The 16,510-nt window shown below is 36.0% G+C and carries 14 protein-coding genes; 6 read left to right on the top strand and 8 right to left on the bottom strand.

Annotated elements, in window-relative coordinates:
* Positions 1 to 215: 215 nt before the first annotated feature.
* Both FFS26_RS06045 and surE read left to right on the top strand, forming a co-directional pair.
* A complete protein-coding gene (locus FFS26_RS06045; protein WP_110008970.1) occupies positions 216 to 386 on the top strand; it encodes a lmo0937 family membrane protein in 171 nt (56 codons plus the stop codon).
* Between the two features lie 367 nt (positions 387 to 753).
* On the top strand, positions 754 to 1,542 hold the full coding sequence (gene surE, locus FFS26_RS06050) for a 5'/3'-nucleotidase SurE (protein WP_110008969.1): 789 nt from the start codon (positions 754 to 756) through the stop codon (positions 1,540 to 1,542).
* 52 nt (positions 1,543 to 1,594) lie between these two features.
* Here surE and FFS26_RS06055 read toward each other — a convergent pair whose 3' ends face one another.
* From FFS26_RS06055 to FFS26_RS06065, 3 genes are read right to left on the bottom strand one after another with little or no spacing between them, the layout of a single operon-like run.
* Positions 1,595 to 2,998 carry a radical SAM protein gene (locus FFS26_RS06055; protein WP_110008968.1) on the bottom strand — a complete coding sequence of 468 codons (1,404 nt, stop codon included), beginning with the start codon at positions 2,996 to 2,998 and terminating at the stop codon, positions 1,595 to 1,597.
* A 10-nt stretch (positions 2,999 to 3,008) separates the two neighbouring features.
* On the bottom strand, positions 3,009 to 3,245 hold the full coding sequence (locus FFS26_RS06060; RefSeq protein WP_110008967.1) for a hypothetical protein: 237 nt from the start codon (positions 3,243 to 3,245) through the stop codon (positions 3,009 to 3,011).
* Positions 3,242 to 3,997, bottom strand: a complete 756-nt coding sequence (locus tag FFS26_RS06065; protein WP_110008966.1) for a prolipoprotein diacylglyceryl transferase — start codon at positions 3,995 to 3,997, stop codon at positions 3,242 to 3,244. Before FFS26_RS06065 ends, FFS26_RS06060 begins: the two co-directional genes overlap by 4 nt.
* A 61-nt stretch (positions 3,998 to 4,058) precedes the next feature.
* On the opposite strand from FFS26_RS06065, the gene FFS26_RS06070 reads away from it, so the two are divergent.
* Positions 4,059 to 5,099, top strand: coding sequence for a GMP reductase (locus FFS26_RS06070; RefSeq protein ID WP_110008965.1), 1,041 nt, complete (start codon positions 4,059 to 4,061; stop codon positions 5,097 to 5,099).
* A 34-nt stretch (positions 5,100 to 5,133) separates the two neighbouring features.
* Here FFS26_RS06070 and FFS26_RS06075 read toward each other — a convergent pair whose 3' ends face one another.
* From FFS26_RS06075 to FFS26_RS06095, 5 genes are all read right to left on the bottom strand, one after another.
* The gene (locus tag FFS26_RS06075) at positions 5,134 to 6,453 is read right to left on the bottom strand and encodes a DUF6056 family protein (RefSeq protein WP_137904545.1); all 1,320 of its coding nucleotides are present in this window, start codon (positions 6,451 to 6,453) and stop codon (positions 5,134 to 5,136) included.
* Between the two features lie 3 nt (positions 6,454 to 6,456).
* Complete coding sequence (gene fabG / locus FFS26_RS06080; protein ID WP_137904546.1) at positions 6,457 to 7,200, bottom strand: 3-oxoacyl-[acyl-carrier-protein] reductase; 744 nt, start codon at positions 7,198 to 7,200, stop codon at positions 6,457 to 6,459.
* A 171-nt stretch (positions 7,201 to 7,371) separates the two neighbouring features.
* Positions 7,372 to 8,823, bottom strand: a complete 1,452-nt coding sequence (locus tag FFS26_RS06085) for a WG repeat-containing protein (RefSeq protein ID WP_137904547.1) — start codon at positions 8,821 to 8,823, stop codon at positions 7,372 to 7,374.
* A gap of 66 nt (positions 8,824 to 8,889) precedes the next feature.
* Positions 8,890 to 9,564 (bottom strand): 16S rRNA (cytidine(1402)-2'-O)-methyltransferase, encoded by a 675-nt coding sequence (gene rsmI, locus FFS26_RS06090; protein ID WP_047377914.1) that lies wholly within the window; start codon positions 9,562 to 9,564, stop codon positions 8,890 to 8,892.
* Positions 9,565 to 9,566: 2 nt separating this feature from the next.
* Positions 9,567 to 11,045: a hypothetical protein gene (locus tag FFS26_RS06095; RefSeq protein ID WP_137904548.1), complete on the bottom strand. Its 1,479-nt coding sequence runs from the start codon at positions 11,043 to 11,045 to the stop codon at positions 9,567 to 9,569.
* A 61-nt stretch (positions 11,046 to 11,106) separates the two neighbouring features.
* Between FFS26_RS06095 and FFS26_RS06100 the strand changes: the two genes are divergently transcribed.
* The 3 genes from FFS26_RS06100 to FFS26_RS06110 all read left to right on the top strand — a co-directional run bounded on the left by FFS26_RS06100 (position 11,107) and on the right by FFS26_RS06110 (position 16,507).
* A complete protein-coding gene (locus FFS26_RS06100) occupies positions 11,107 to 11,694 on the top strand; it encodes a thymidine kinase (RefSeq protein WP_062672824.1) in 588 nt (195 codons plus the stop codon).
* A gap of 203 nt (positions 11,695 to 11,897) precedes the next feature.
* Positions 11,898 to 14,345, top strand: a complete 2,448-nt coding sequence (locus FFS26_RS06105) for a bifunctional UDP-N-acetylmuramoyl-tripeptide:D-alanyl-D-alanine ligase/alanine racemase (protein WP_137904549.1) — start codon at positions 11,898 to 11,900, stop codon at positions 14,343 to 14,345.
* Between the two features lie 2 nt (positions 14,346 to 14,347).
* Entirely contained in the window at positions 14,348 to 16,507 is a 2,160-nt protein-coding gene (locus tag FFS26_RS06110) for a patatin-like phospholipase family protein (protein WP_110008959.1), read from the top strand.
* The last annotated feature ends 3 nt before the right edge of the window (positions 16,508 to 16,510 follow it).

A 16,510-nucleotide genomic window follows, 5' to 3' on the forward strand; every position in this document is an offset into this window, starting at 1 on the left:
TAAAGAGATTGACAAATAATCAGGACAGTGTCAGCCATTTCCTATTATCAGGCTGTTTGATTACAAAATGATACAGATCAGCCTTTTCTCAGGCATATGTGAAGCTTTGTTTTTTTAGTTAAAAACTAAAGAACACATACCACAAAAATCAATTTCATATCATAAAGGCATAAAATATGCAGAGAATTAATCATACAAATTCAAAATATTAAGTCATGAAAAGTTTATTATGGTTAGTAGCAGTCATCTGCATCGTTGTTTGGCTATTGGGAATGCTAGGAGTCGTTCCCGGAATGAGCACAGGTTATTTAATTCACGTTTTACTGGTTATTGCTATTATTGTTATTCTTTATAATATCATTTCCGGTAGAAAACCTCTCGACTAGTTTATTATTTTGTACAACCACTTAACATTAAAACTATCAGGCTTTACAGGTGTTCTTCACAGGATAACAACAGATTTTCATGGGAAGCACCTGTAAAATTCTGAGTTTGATAAAATAAAATTCATAGTAAACTTCCTTCATTTTAGTCAGATATTCTGCATCTGGTATTTTTCTTTATTGGTGCTTTGATCTTCACTCTCTGAAGCAAAAGCAGAAGGATTTTATTTCTATTTTCACAACAGCCAATCCCAATCTGGTATTTTATGGCGTCTGATTTTTACCTACATTTGATGTGTTGAAAATCTATTTGTTCAATTCTGAAAATGAACAAACTCACTCTATTTAAATAAAAAATTAAAGATAATTTATGGAAAGACCACTTATTCTGGTGACTAATGATGACGGAATTACAGCTCCTGGTATCAGAAATCTTGTCAGTTTTATGAATGAAATCGGAGAAGTAGTGGTTGTAGCCCCCAACTCTCCCCAAAGTGGAAAAGGCCACGCTATTACCATCAACTCTACCCTAAGTTACGAAGAAGTTACCCTGGACGGCCCGCAGACTGATTTTTCCTGCAGCGGAACTCCTGTAGACTGTGTAAAAATGGCTCTTGATAAAATTCTGAAAAGACGACCGGATATTGTGGTTTCAGGGATCAATCACGGGGCAAATTCTTCTATCAATGTAATTTATTCGGGTACAATGTCTGCTGCGGTAGAAGCTGGTGTGGAAGGAATTCCTGCTATTGGATTCTCACTGCTGGATTTCAGCTGGGAAGCAGATTTTACCCAGGCTAAAGAATTTATTCAGAATATCGTAAGAAGAACATTGGAAAATCCAATGCCAAAAGGAATTGTATTGAACGTGAATATTCCAAAACTCCCGGCGGAAGAAATAAAAGGTGTAAAAGTCTGTAAGCAGGCTCATGCCAAATGGGAAGAAAGCTTTGATGAAAGAATCAATCCACACGGTAAAAAATATTACTGGTTAACAGGTTATTTCAACAATATGGACGATTCTGAAGATGCCGATGAAACGGCATTGGCTAACGGATATATTTCTATTGTTCCGGTAAAGTTTGATCTTACTGCGTATGAATACATGAAAACATTGGAAGAAGTGATGACTTTTGAAGATGTAAAAGAAGTAAAATAACAAGGAAATAATAAAAGCGTGAAATCAGATTTCACGCTTTGCTTTTATATTGTTAAAATAATACTCTATCTTCTTTTCTGAGTTCTTCCAGATAAGCCTTTTTTTCATCTCTGTAGAAAAGGTTCATCGTTTCAAAAGGGATTAACTTCAGGTCTTTATTGACAATATGTACGCATGACTTCTTCACCGCTCTTACATCAAAATCATGAGCATCCATAAAGTTCATGATAATTATTCTGAAAAGGTTATCATAGTCAAGATCCGGAGCACAAACCTCCGGCAGGCAGCACAGTAACTGATTGACTTTAGGCTGAACTTTATCTACGGAAATTCCGGTGCTGAAAATATCCAGCAGCTGCATATGCAATCCTTTATCCTGTTCATAAACAATGGTATTCCTTGATTCATTATTCAGAAGATCTGCAGGATTGATATATCGGGTTAAAGGAATTGTTTCGCCCTGAAGTTTCAGGATATATCCCATAGCCAGCGCGTCCGGATTACATGGAACGGGAATAATATCATCAGAATGTAATAACGGAAACTGATTGATAATTTCCTGTCTTACTTCAGTTAAGGTAATTTTTTCATGAGCAGAATCTTCCCGGTTTCTTCCGGCAATTTCAACCGGCTGGAAGGTAATTCCTCTTACACATTTCTGTTTCAGGGCAAATTCTATAATTTTTCCTATTTCATCAATATTTTTATCTTTTTGAAGAACAATAACCAGTGTCGTAGAAAGGTTAAGCTCATTGAGTTTTTCCAGTGCTTTCATTCTGACCGCGGTAAGATCCTTCCCTCTGAAATCTTCCAGGACTTCAGGTCTAAATGAATCAAACTGAAGGTAAATTTCAAACTCGGGAGCATAGGTCGCCAGCTGTTCAGCAAATCCCGGATCATTGGCTATTCTGATTCCGTTGGTGTTCAGCATCAGATGTTTGATCGGTTTTGATTTGGCAATATCCATAATTTTGAAAAATTCCGGATGGATTGTAGGTTCTCCTCCACTGATCTGCACCACGTCCGGTTCCCCTTCATTTTTTACAATAACATCAAACATAGCCTCAATTTCTTCCAGGCTTCTGTGACTTCCATAGTGGGGTGAGGACATTGCATAGCAGGTTGGACAGGTAAGATTACAACGGTCTGTAACTTCTACGATAGAAAGACAGCTATGCTGTTCATGATCTACACATAGTCCACAATCATAGGGACAGCCATATTCCACATCGGTTCCGAAATGGAAGGGCATTTCAGAGGCTTTATTATAGTTTCTTATATTTTTATAATACTGTACATCAGAAGCTATTTTTGTTTTAAAAAATCCATGATCCGGACATCTTTTGGTCATAAAAACAGCTTCATCTTCAATAATGATTTTGGCACCTACCCTTTTAAGACATTCCGGGCAAAGACTGATGGTATAATCGTAATACGTATAATTTCTTACTGGCATAGCAAATTTTTTAAAGTCCTCCGCAAATATAACCGCTGATTAATCCACAGATCAGAAGAGATATCAGCATGGTCTGGATAAATTGTTTTCTGGTGAATTTTTGGTCTCCTTTCCTTTCATAAATAAGTTTTGTAATAAAAGCGACGATGAGGGAAAAAACCAGTGCAGCCAAAATAATTGCACCAATAATCATTACCACTACTCCAGCCAGATTGAGATTGCCTTCTAAAATAGTTAATGTTTTCATCTTGAATATTTTAAATATAAAGATCCGGTATTTTTGATTTTATAAATGTAGTAAATAATTACACAGATACATACCATTTGAATTGTACCTATATTTCCAATGATTTCTATTCTTGGTTTAATAAAATCCAAAAAGAATCGGAACGAAAAGTAGCTGAGCATAAACAGCTGAAAAATAAAACCTGAGGTGTACTTCTTACGATTCTGAATATACTTTAATCCAATCCACAGAAAAAGTAAAAAGGCTATTTCATACAAGGCAACAGGATGTCTGAGATATTGATCCCCCAAATGCATCCCAAAAACAGAATCAGTAGGAATACCATATGTTTCTTCACCAATACCTGTAAGAAAACATCCTATTCTGCCTATAATCATGGCCAATATCAGGGGAAAAACAATAAGATCTCCCGTACTTTCTTTATGATGTACAATCTTTTTTGCCAGCTCTACTCCCAATAAACCAAAAGCCAGTCCGCCTACAATAGTATTGTTTGACCAGACCTTTCTGACAGAAAAATTTTCAAACAATGCATAAGGATTTTCAAGATTACCGATCAGCTTGGAACCGATCAAAGCTCCGGCAGTAGCACCAATTAAAACTGCCGCAGAAGTATTGAAGGAAAGTTTTTCTTTAGACTTACGTTTCAGATAAAAATAATATCTCATGCCCAGAAACATTCCGGCAGCCTCAAAAAGCGGATGCGCAAGGATTGTTTTGCCGAAAATATGAAATGTTACAGGAAAATCCATTGTTTCAAAAATACACTATTTCATATTATTCACTACCTTTATTCTGACAAATAATTACAAAATGCGTATAGAATATGACATAAAACTCGGGTTCAAGGATGTAATGTTCCGCCCTAAGCGTTCTACTTTAAAATCCCGCTCGGAAGTTGATTTACAGAGAGAATTTACCTTTAAACATACCAGAAAAAGATGGACAGGAGTCCCTGTAATTGCTGCCAATATGGATACGGTAGGAACTTTTGAAATGGCAGTAGAACTGGCCAAGGAGAAAATTATTACCGCGGTTCATAAGCATTATACTCCTGAGGAATGGAGCAAGTTTCTCAACAGCCAGCCTGAAAGTATTCATCAGTATATTGCACTGAGTACCGGAACCGGAAAAGCTGATGAAGAGAAAATAAAACAGATTCTCAATAAGCACCCAAAAATTGAGTTTCTTTGCATAGATGTAGCCAATGGTTATTCTGAGCATTTCGTTGAATTTGTGAAGAAGGCAAGAGCCAATTTCCCGGATAAGATTATTATAGCAGGAAATGTGGTTACCGGAGAAATGGTAGAAGAACTTCTTCTGGTAGGTGCAGATATTATTAAAGTAGGTATTGGACCTGGGTCTGTGTGTACGACCAGAGTAAAAACAGGAGTGGGATATCCTCAACTTTCTGCGATTATTGAATGTGCAGATGCTGCTCACGGTTTGGGAGGGCATATCATTGCTGACGGCGGATGCAAAGTTCCCGGTGATGTAGCAAAAGCTTTCGGTGGCGGTGCAGATTTCGTAATGCTGGGCGGAATGTTTGCCGGACATGATGAAAGTGGTGGCGAAATGATTGAAGAAAACGGTAAAAAATATCGCCTTTTCTATGGAATGAGTTCTAAAACAGCCATGGATAAGCATTCCGGAGGTGTGGCAGAATATCGTGCTTCTGAAGGAAAAACAGTAAAGGTGGCCTATAAGGGTCCTGTTTCAGAAACCGTAAAGGATATTTTAGGAGGTGTACGATCTACCTGTACTTATGTAGGTGCTTCAAAGCTTAAAGAACTTTCCAAGAGAACTACTTTTATAAGAGTCCAGGAGCAGGAAAATCAGGTTTTTAAAGACTAAAAATAAAAGGCTTTAGAATATTTATCTAAAGCCTTTATTCTTTTGTTCTGATGTATTTTTTATTGAAATATTTTTCAAGATGATCATTTACATAGGTTTTTTCCTCTTTTACAGAAGCCATTTCATCCATATATAAAATTCTGGGAACTTCTTTTATTTTATCTACCACAACAGAATCCTGAGACGAGTTTTTAATTATATCAACTCTCTGATTCATCTCTCTTTCATATTCCTTAAGATTTGTAGTCAAAAGCTCCATAACTATATTTCCACCATTAAAATCAATGTTAAAATAAGAATACTTTTCGGGGAAAATTTTCAATTCAGGTAGAAAAACAATGAAAAGAGAAACCCACCAAAAATTTTTAATTTTCTCAAATTTGAAAAAGACGATTAGTGAAAAACTAATTAAAAAATAGAAGATGATACTTTCAAACTGCCTTGCAATGGCGGTCAGAATATACCCTGTAAATAACAAAGGTATCAATGAAACCAACCAGAATAAAACAGCTTTTTTCAACAGTATCTGAGTAGCGATTTTCCTGAGTTCTTCTTCAAAAACCTTAATAAACAATGGAAGTACTGCGATAACCTTAAGCCCTACATATGCTGTATCAGCACCAAAAAGAGCAATCCTTTTCAACCATTTTACAACACCTCTTTCTACCTCTCCCATTCTGTTGAAATTTCCTGGTGCAAGAAAACATACCAGCAGGAAAACGGTTCCCAGGAGTGCCAAAAACAAGTTCTTTTTATTACGTTTCTGATAATAAGATACCAACAGAATTCCCCATACAATCAATGCCAGAATTTCATTAGAACCCATCAGCATTACGACAAGCAGTATGGAAAGATAAAACCAGATATTCTCTCCAGTATCTTTATTTTTTTTAATAAAATAGAGTAAAATACCTGCTAAAATTACAGGAACGAAATAGATATTTGAACCCGTGATCCAGAAGTAATGCTCAGGCAGGCTTACCAGAAGTATGGTATAAAAGAAAAACAAAAGGAAGCCTTTTTTGAGAGATTCTTTCAGAGAATAGTGGAAATATTCTTTCAGGTTTAATGCGGAAATTCCAATAAAGGAAAACATTAAAAAGACGGGATAGATTTTCGGAACAATATTGTTACTGTCATAAAAGACGGGATTAAACATATTGATAGAATACCCAAAATATCTTCCTCCCCATGTTGTATAAGTTTCTTTAAAACTTTCCAGTAGTCCCACTTTTCTGGTTGTATAGGACCAAAAATAATCATCGGTCTGATATACATTAAAGAAACTAATGTATGTCAGACCGATGAATAGTAAAACGGACAAGAATAAAACTATATTCTGTACTTTTTTCATTTTTTATGTTAACATTCCACCGTCAACGTTTAACGTCTGTCCGGTAATGTATGCAGACATTTCGCTGCCTAAGAATACACATGCATTGGCGATATCCGCTGGCTGTCCTCCTCTCTTCATTGGAATTTCTTCTCTCCATCCCTGAACGGTTTTTTCATCCAGAACAGCAGTCATTTCCGTTTCAATAAATCCGGGAGCAATAGCATTACATCTGATATTTCTTGATCCTAATTCCAATGCCACAGATTTTGTAAACCCAATAACTCCGGCTTTAGAAGCTGCATAGTTGGCTTGTCCGGCATTTCCTTTCACACCTACTACAGAAGTCATATTGATGATAGATCCTGATCTTGCCTTCATCATCGGCTTAATTACTGCCTTTGTAAGGTTGAAAACTGAATCTAAGTTTACTTTGATTACTTGATCCCAATCTTCTTTGGACATTCTCAATAACAGGTTATCTTTTGTAATCCCTGCATTGTTTACCAAAATATCAATCTGCCCGAACTCTGCCATTACTTCCTCCACCAATTTCTGAGCAGCATCATAATCTGATGCGTCAGACTGATATCCTTTAATTTGGGTTACAGAACTTAAAGCTGCTTCTAATTCTTTTGCTTTGTCTACAGAGCCAGCGTAGGTAAATGCTACCTTTGCTCCCTGCTGAGCAAACATTTCAGCAATTCCCTTACCGATTCCTCTTGTAGCTCCGGTAATTAGTGCTACTTTTCCTTCTAATATTTTCATATCTATTGACAATTATTTTTTATAACTCGTTCAGCTAGTGACAGCTGCCTCTTCATGTTTCTACAATTCCTTTCTGGAATTAAACGGTTTGCAAAGATATTATAAAATGTTATTCAACCCATTTAAATTGTCAAAATACTAGCTTTTTTTTGATGAATATCAGAATTTTCATTAAAGTTGAACGGAATTATTTTTAAATCTGGTGAAATAAATAAAGTCTGTTTTTTTACTCTTATCCAGTCTTAATACCTCTTTCTGCCAAAAGTATTTATCATAAATAATGTCTTTCAAAGGCTCATTCTGAAAATTGGAAACCCCAAATTTTCCTTCTTTTTTCACGACAATCTCGTTTTCAGCATTTCCGAATGTGATAATATCTTCGTATACAAACGGTACAATTTCTGTTCCCTTCCCATCCAGGATTCCATAAAAGTTGTCTGTATTTCTGCAGACCAAAGGTTTTGAATACTGATTGAGAGGATTAAAATAGTCAACATCTTCATTTTTAATCTCGCTGATATTTTTCAACTCAGATATAGAATGATCTTTTACAGAAAATCTATAATAGCGGTCCTGCTTTCCAATGATAAGATTGTCGGGATAAAACCCGAAAATCTGAACTCCGTCTCCTACAATATTTTTAAGATCTTTATCTAAGAATTGTTCTTCATTTCCTTTTTTAAGGTAAATAAAATCTTTTCCTGAAACAGTAAAACTTTTGATAAAATCGTATTCCTGCGGAAAAATGATGTTACCCTGCAGGTCTATAATGCCGGATTTTTTTGCTTTATCATTATAAACACTGAATAAATTACCTAATAAAGGATTTACGTATTTAAAAGTCTGTGCGTACAGCTTTCCGTCTTTCTTACTGAAAACTGTTGTCTTTCCGTTTTTCGTAAGATAGATATATTCTTTTTTGCCAAAATATTCCGGAGTGATATCGTTAAAAATTTCTTCGGCAATCGTATTGTCTTCCGCATCAATCAAGCCATACTTTCCTGTACTTTTATTTTTAGTAATCAGATAAGGATAAGCATTGATGTTGACAACCTGTTTAGAAAATTTGTGCAGCGTTTGCCCGTTATTACCAATGATTTCACTTTCTCCATTTTCATTAATGATAAGTGCCCTGTCCTCTTCAAAGCTATAGTCTTCTTTAAATTCGCGATTGTTGAGCTGCTTTCCGTTAAAGTCATACAGAAACCATTTTTTGTCTTTTAAAACAAAAAGCCTGTTCTTCCCTGAAAAACGGATCTTTTCCGAGTAAGGAATGATTTCCTTTCCGTTAAAATCATAAACGGCTTCTGAATTCTGTTTTGATAAAATAATGCATTCTTCACTCCACCACGGTGTATTAAATTCCTGATCGTTCAGAGGAATAAGTTCTTTTCCCTTTTCATCAATAACAGCTGATTTTCTGCCATTTCCTTCCTCAGAATAGAGAATAAACCGGTTTTTGAAAACATGCAGAATACTTCCTTTGTAAGGTGATTCAAATGTAATAGTGCCTAAAGAATCCACAATTCCCTGTTTCTTATAATCAGTATCGTAGAATGTTCCATATCCCTCAGAATAAGAACTGATTTCTTTCCCCGTCTTTTTTGACAGGATCACCTTCATATATTGGTTAGTTTGTGCTGTACAGACTACAGAACACAATACAAAAACTAATTTTTTCAAAGAAAATTAAATAGAATTATTGACAATAAGGACGATCTCTCCTTTTAAAGTTTTACTCTTGGAGAACTCAATTAATTCATTGATTGTTCCTCTTTTAGTTTCTTCAAATTTTTTAGAAATCTCACGGCTTAAGCTTACTTTGGTTTCTTCTCCGAAGAATTCTTTGATCTGTTCCAGAGTGGTATTAATCTTATGAGGGCTTTCGTACAAAACGATGGTCTTTTTTTCTTCAGCAAGCTGCTTCAGCTTGGTTTGTCTTCCTTTTTTCTGCGGCAGAAACCCTGCGAACAGAAATTCGTTATTAGGAAGACCCGAAACAACAAGTGCCGGAATGAGCGCCGTAGCTCCGGGAAGGCAGATCATATCAATATTGTTATCTGCTCCTGCTTTAGCCAGTAAATATCCGGGATCTGAAATACCGGGAGTTCCTGCATCGGTAATAATAGCAATATTCTGCCCGTTTTTAAGGTCTGTAATCACTTTCTCCGTTGCCTGATGCTCATTGTGTAAATGATAAGACTTTAAGGGCTTGGAAATCTCAAAATGTTTTAAAAGTATTCCTGAAGTTCTGGTGTCTTCACATAAAATATAATCTACTTCTTTCAGAACATTTACTGCCCTGAATGTCATATCTTCCAGGTTCCCGACAGGTGTGGGAACAAAATATAGGATTCCGCTCAAAATTATAAGAATTTATTTTCCACCAATATCCAAAGTCTCTGTGCATATTCATCCACCTTATTCCATTTTCTGTCATAGTACAGATCACTCAGGTATTCTTTGGCTTCTTCCAGTGTTCTAAATTGGTTCAGCTGATAAACGGTATCATTCAGATCTGCCTGGCTACCTTCAAAAAGCATCTTCGTGAAGGCAAGTCTGTCATTCAGATCCAGCTTAAATTCAGGCTTCAGCTTATCTGCTTCCATGAATTGGGTTGGAATATTGGATTTCAGAATACTTCCTGTATCTTCTTTTACAGCCGGAGCTGTTTTCTCTTCTTTGGGAAGTTCCAGGTGGTCGTCATCAAAAAGTGACTGAACAGCCTTCATTCCTTTGATATTGGCTAATTTTATTTTTTTCTCCCGATGGTATTCTTCTAAATTTTCGAAGCTTTCATCGGAACGATGTTTATCTGTTTCTTCGGGAACAGGCTTGTCGATTTCGACAATCTTTCTGCGATCATAGACTTCAGCAAGAATGCTTTCTTCTTTTACAGGTTCTTCAGAATGGTCATTTTTGATCTCACTCAGAATATTTTCTACATTGGAAGTCTCTGTAGCCATTTCTCCCTGTTCTATGGAAATGTTTGAAGCCACAAATTGTTCTTCGTTTTCTTCAATCAGTATTTCATCATCCAGCGTCTCTGTATCAAAAATGCTTGGAATGGTTTCTGTAACGGAAGATTTCACATCATCTGCTACCGCATACTCAGGTTCTTTCTTCGATTCCTCTCCGGAAATTAGTGATTCCTGTTCTTCTATTTCATGCAGCTGATTATTAAAAACCGCTTCTTCTGCTGTTACTTCATTATAAAACAGATCTTCGTTAAGATCTTCATCCGAATCCGGTGTAGAATCTGCAAGGATTTTATCCTCATCCACAAAACTCAGAACAGCTCTTTGTTCTTCTGAAATTTCATTTTCATCAATTTCATTCAGCTGATTATTAAAAACTGCTTCTTCTTCCAGCGTTTCATTTCCAAAATCCTGTTCCTTATTTTCAGGTGCGTTTTCAGTCTTATTTTCTTCTACAAAGCTTACGATATTTTCATGGAACTCGTTTTCAACAATTTCATTCAGCTGATTATTGAAAACAGCTTCTTCTTCAGATTGATCTGAAAAAACTTCATTTTCATCAATTTCGTTCAGTTCATTATTGAAAATAGCCTCTTCTTCCGTCACTTCATTTCCGGTATCATGATGCTCTGTTTCTCCGGAATCAAAAGAGGCATACTGATGGTCCGGATTCTGTGCCGGATTGTCTGCTACGAAGTATTCGATATTTTTTTCCAGCAGTTTCAAAAAAGAAATCCTGTTAGCAAGCTCATCCACAAGATCTTGCTTGGAAAGTAATTCGTCTATATTACTTATTTTGTCCAGATTATCAATGATATTCATGGATTCAAAAAAAATCTTTTCCTTTAAATCTTGGATATTCTGCATAATAAGATTCTTATTAAAATTGCTTACTTTTGATGTTAAAAATATACGGCTAATTTAACAAATGTTTTTAGAAAATACAATTAATCATTCCAAACAAAGTGGTTGGATGGAAGTAATTTGTGGCTCTATGTTTTCCGGTAAAACCGAGGAACTTATCCGCAGATTGCGAAGAGCGGAAATGGCAGGACAGAATGTGGAAATTTTTAAACCAAAAATGGATGTACGGTATTCTGAAGAGGATGTAGTTTCCCATAATCAGAATAAAATCCGCAGTACAGCAGTAGAAAACCCTAATGAAATTCTTCTGCTGGCTTCCAATTGTGATGTAGTAGCCATTGATGAAGCTCAGTTTTTTGATGAAAGCATTGTTGATGTTGCCAACCAGCTCGCCAATAGCGGGATCAGAGTCGTTATTGCAGGATTGGATATGGACTTTTTAGGCCGTCCGTTCGGGCCAATGCCCAATTTGATGGCAACTGCAGAGTATGTTACAAAAGTGCATGCTATTTGTAAGAGAACCGGTAATCTTGCCAACTACTCGATGAGAACTTCACAGGGAGATAATCTGGTGGAACTGGGAGAAACAGAAAGTTATGAAGCAGTAAGCCGCCGTGTTTTTATTGACGAAGTACTTTCAAAAAGAAAATAATCGGATAAAGCAGACGACGAAATCACTAAATTGTAAAACTGTTTGCTATAAACCGTAAAATATATTCACTAATATAAAATGAAAAGCGAAAAAGCTACACTGTAAAATATTTAAAAAGGAAAAACCGGATGATGTCATAAATCTTAGCCCTTTTACTATTTTACCTTTTTGCCGTTTCGCTAAAAAAAGCAGAAAGGGTACCAATGAATTATACAGTACAACACATTGCAGAGATCACCAATTCACAGTTCATTGGTGACGGAAGTTTATTGATCAAAAATATAGCATACGACAGCAGGATTATTTATTCTATCAAGAATACAGCTTTCATTGCGATCAATACTCACAAAAATTCCGGTGAAAAATTTATTGAGTCTGCAATGGACAAGGGAATCAATGTCATTATTTCTGAACATCATTATCCGGCGTTTGAAAATATAACCTGGATCATTGTTGAAAATTCTGTAGAGTTTCTTCAAAAGTTAGCAAAGTATCATTTTGAACATTCTCATTTACAATCCATCGGGATTACGGGAAGTAATGGTAAAACTATATTAAAAGAATGGCTCTATCAATGTCTGTGGAATGAATTTCCTACAGTGAAAAGCCCTAAGAGTTTTAATTCCCAGATCGGCCTTCCGCTGTCTCTTCTTCAAATCAACAATTCTCATCAACTGGGAATTTTTGAAGTGGGAATTTCAAAACCGGATGAAATGGAAAAACTTGAAAATATTTTCCATCCTCAGATCGGATTGTTAACTCATATCGGAACCGCACATGCTGCCAACTTTTCTTCCGAGGAAGAATTGATTGATGAAAAAATTATTCTTTTCAAAAATTCTGAGGTCATCATTTATAATGGAGACAATGCTCTGGTTGATCAAAAAATTAAAAAAGCCTATTCTGATAAAAAATTAATTGCTTACGGTTTTAAAAAAGATAATCAGGTTTTCATCAAAAACAATATTTCTAAAGATGAAAATATTATTGTTGAATATTTGGGTGAAGAAATCAGTTTTCCGGTGCATCAGAGAGACGAAGCGACATTAACCAATGCTATGGCGCTTATCTCTGTGCTTAAGGAACTGAATATCGAAAATAAAAAGATCGTTGAAAAAATCAACCTTTTAAAAGCCGTTGAAATGAGGCTTGAAGCCATTGAAGGAATTAAAGGCAATATTATCATCAATGATTCTTTTAATCTCGACCTCGATTCTTTGAAGACTGCCCTTCAGTTTTTAAATGAATACAACAAATCCAAAAAATCACTGGTCTTAACAGATATCGTTGGAGTGAATTCCAATGCCAAAGAATTATACGAAGAAGTTTCAGAATTGGTGAATGAACAGAATTTTGATTCTGTATTTCTGATCGGTGATGAAATTTCAAACTTCAGTGAATTATTTAAAGCTAAAACCTATACTTTTATTGATACTAAAGAGCTGATTGAAAGTAAACATCTTAGTGACATAGAAAATCAGATCATCTTACTCAAAGGAGCAAGGAAATTTGAGATTGAAAAACTGAAAGATATTCTTGAACTCAGAAAACATGATACAGTACTTGAAGTAAACCTTAATGCGATTCTTCATAATATCAACTATCACAAATCACTGCTGAAGCCGGGAACTAAAATGATGGCTATGGTAAAAGCCAATGCCTACGGTTTAGGAAGTTTTGAAGTATCAGAGTTCCTTCAGCACCATCATATAGATTACCTTGGAGTTGCCTATGCTGATGAAGGTGTAGAGCTTCGTAAAAAAGGGATTACTACTCCTATTATTGTGATGAATCCTGAACAGCACAGTTATCAAACAATTATAGAATATAACCTGGAGCCGGAAATTTACAGTTTCAGAGTTCTGGAATTATTCTATGAAGCGGTTCAGAAGTCCGGATATGATAAGAAATATCCAATCCATATCAAACTGGAAACAGGAATGCACCGTCTTGGTTTTAAAGATTTTGAGCTGGATCATTTAAGCGAAACTTTAAGCCACAAAAATGTAAAGGTCCAAAGTATGTTCAGCCATCTATCTTCTTCTGATATGCCTGAAGAAAAAGAATTTACTTTGAAACAACTGGAGGTTTTTGATAAAAATTCAAGTTACCTTATTGAAAAACTGGGTTACACTCCTATACGCCATATTCTGAATTCGGCAGGAATTACCAGCTATAAAGATCATCAACATGATATGGTGAGAATCGGTATTGGTATGCTGGGAGAATCAGCAGATGCTGAAATTCAGAAACAATTACAATCTGTTGTAAGTTTTAAAACCGTAATTTCACAGATATCAACCGTTGAAAACGGGGAATCGGTAGGATACAGCAGAAGATATAAAGCAGATCATCCTACAAGAATTGCAACAATTCCTGTGGGATATGCGGACGGAATTCCTAGACTGATCGGAAATCAGGTAGGAAATGTCGGAATTAATAAAACACTGGCACCCATCGTTGGAAATATCTGTATGGATATGATGATGATCAATGTTGACCATATTCCGAATGTAAAGGAAGGTGATACAGTAACTGTTTTTAATGCCCAACCAAGTTTAAAAGAATTCGCAGGCTACTGCAAAACGATAACCTATGAAGTATTAACCTCCATTTCACCTCGGGTGAAACGGATTTATATAAAAGATTAACTATGAGAAAACTCCTGATTCTGCTTTTCATATTCCCACTGTTATTGATCCATTCTCAGGTAAAAAAAAATCTGGTAATTCCGAAGAATCCAAAAATAGGCCTGTCGCTGGCCGGTGGCGGAGCCAAAGGATTTTCACATGTTGGAGTTCTTAAAGTGCTGGATTCATTGGGAGTGAAAGTGGATTACATTTCCGGAACCAGTATGGGAGCCATTGTAGGCGGATTGTATGCCGCCGGCTATTCCGGAAAAGAAATAGAAAAAATAGTCATGGATACTGATTTCTATTCTCTGATTATGGATCCAAAGTCGCGGCAGGAAGCCAGCTTTTTCAACAAATCCGTAGATAAATATCTTTTATCCATTCCGCTTAAAAACGGCAAAATCACACTTCCCTCATCCATCAGTACCGGCCAGAGAAATGTTTATCTTCTGAAAGAACTTTTCAAAAACGTTTCCAATATTGAAGACTTTTCCAAAATGCCTATTCCATTCCTTTGCGTTGCTACCAATCTTGAAAGTGGCAATATGCAGATTTTTGAAAAAGGAGACCTCGTACAGTCTATTATGGCAAGTTCTGCGTTTCCCTCTTTAATGGATCCTGTAAAAATTGGTGACAGTATTTATATTGACGGAGCAATGACGGTAAACTATCCCTCAAAGCCTTTAAAGGACAAAGGAATTGACATCGTCATTGGTGTGGACCTTAACCAGGATCTTTCGAAAAGAGAGGATTTAAACAATATTATAGCCATTCTGAACCAGGTCATAGATTTCGGCATCAAAAGAGATACCCGAAGACAATACAGATACACAGATATCAATATTAAACCAAATCTGAAAGGAATGTCCGCTACAAGCTACGATGATAAAAAGAAAATTCTCGACAGCGGATATGTGGAAGGTATGAAATATTCCCAGGTATTAGACCAACTGCCAAAGAGATCATTTGACCGTCTCAGACAACAGGTGAACCCTATATATTCCAATGTTTATAAAATAGACAGTATTTCCATTGAAGGAAGCAAAATTTATGGTAAAAACTACACGCTGGGAAAAATGGGATTACGCCTTCCCTCTTTGCAGACCTATGGAAGCATTAATAAAATGATAGATAAACTTGTTGCTACCAACAACTACAAATTTATCAATTATGATATCGTTCAGGAGAATGACGCCAACTATCTGAAGCTTTACGTGACTGAAGATGATGCCCGTCATTTTTTAAAATTCGGATTACATTATGACGAAGTTTTTAAAACAGGACTTCTTTTGAATTATTCTGCCAAAAGACTTTTATTCAAAAATTCAAACCTTTCGGTGGATCTTGTTGTAGGAGACCGTCTCAGATATTACCTTAATTATTTTGTAGATAACGGATACATTCCGGGAGTTGGTCTCTATTCGTCAGGAATGAGCTTTGATATAAAGAATGTAGATAATTATGTAGTAGACCGCTGGGAATGGATCAGAAATGAAGCTTATATACAGTCTACGTGGAAGGATAAATTTGCCATTGGCGGCGGTATTAGCCACGATTATTTTAAAGCAGAAAACAGCAATGGAGATAACAGGCGATACAGCCGTTTTCTGAATCCTTATGTTTTTATTAAGACCGACACTCAGGATGATAAGGAATTCCCTACAAAAGGGGTTTATTTTGCAGCAGAAGGAAAGGTTGTAGATCTTTTAAAGTCTGAAGTTGATAAAAGAATTATTCAGATCAAAGCGGACCTTAAGCTTAATATTCCGCTTAGCAAACAATTCAGCTATCGTCTCAATCTGTTTGGAGGAGTTACTATCGGTGAAAACCTTCCAGGCTATTACCAATACAGATTAGGCGGAATTTTTGAGCAGAATCTCATCAATTTTAAAAGCTTTGGTGGATTTTATTTCGCCCAGTTGTATACAAACAATGTAATACTGGCATCAAATGATATCCAGTTTAAGTTTAATAAAAACTATTTTATCAGCGGAAACTTTACCTTTGCCAACTTATCAAACGATATCAAGTTTGAAGATGCAGTTAAAGTAAATTATAGCTCACTGGGAATTACAGCTGGTTACAAATCTCCTTTCGGGCAGATAAAAGTAAACTTCAGCCACTCCCTAAAAAATAACCAAAAAGGTATATTCAGTGTTATTTTAGGACACTGGTTTTAAAAA

It is taken from the genome of Chryseobacterium sp. 2VB (genome assembly GCF_005503635.1).
Lineage (GTDB): Bacteria > Bacteroidota > Bacteroidia > Flavobacteriales > Weeksellaceae > Chryseobacterium > Chryseobacterium cupriresistens.

What these genes read in the sequence shown, in the direction of transcription:
- fabG (WP_137904546.1), bottom strand. Translation starts at nt 7,200, where the DNA reads ATGAAAATATTAGAAGGAAAAGTAGCACTAATTACCGGAGCTACAAGA.
- FFS26_RS06065 (WP_110008966.1), bottom strand. Translation starts at nt 3,997, where the DNA reads ATGGATTTTCCTGTAACATTTCATATTTTCGGCAAAACAATCCTTGCG.
- surE (WP_110008969.1), top strand. Translation starts at nt 754, where the DNA reads ATGGAAAGACCACTTATTCTGGTGACTAATGATGACGGAATTACAGCT.
- FFS26_RS06105 (WP_137904549.1), top strand. Translation starts at nt 11,898, where the DNA reads ATGAATTATACAGTACAACACATTGCAGAGATCACCAATTCACAGTTC.
- FFS26_RS06070 (WP_110008965.1), top strand. Translation starts at nt 4,059, where the DNA reads ATGCGTATAGAATATGACATAAAACTCGGGTTCAAGGATGTAATGTTC.
- FFS26_RS06075 (WP_137904545.1), bottom strand. Translation starts at nt 6,453, where the DNA reads ATGAAAAAAGTACAGAATATAGTTTTATTCTTGTCCGTTTTACTATTC.
- FFS26_RS06085 (WP_137904547.1), bottom strand. Translation starts at nt 8,823, where the DNA reads ATGAAGGTGATCCTGTCAAAAAAGACGGGGAAAGAAATCAGTTCTTAT.
- FFS26_RS06060 (WP_110008967.1), bottom strand. Translation starts at nt 3,245, where the DNA reads ATGAAAACATTAACTATTTTAGAAGGCAATCTCAATCTGGCTGGAGTA.
- FFS26_RS06045 (WP_110008970.1), top strand. Translation starts at nt 216, where the DNA reads ATGAAAAGTTTATTATGGTTAGTAGCAGTCATCTGCATCGTTGTTTGG.
- FFS26_RS06110 (WP_110008959.1), top strand. Translation starts at nt 14,348, where the DNA reads ATGAGAAAACTCCTGATTCTGCTTTTCATATTCCCACTGTTATTGATC.
- FFS26_RS06100 (WP_062672824.1), top strand. Translation starts at nt 11,107, where the DNA reads ATGTTTTTAGAAAATACAATTAATCATTCCAAACAAAGTGGTTGGATG.
- FFS26_RS06095 (WP_137904548.1), bottom strand. Translation starts at nt 11,045, where the DNA reads ATGCAGAATATCCAAGATTTAAAGGAAAAGATTTTTTTTGAATCCATG.
- FFS26_RS06055 (WP_110008968.1), bottom strand. Translation starts at nt 2,998, where the DNA reads ATGCCAGTAAGAAATTATACGTATTACGATTATACCATCAGTCTTTGC.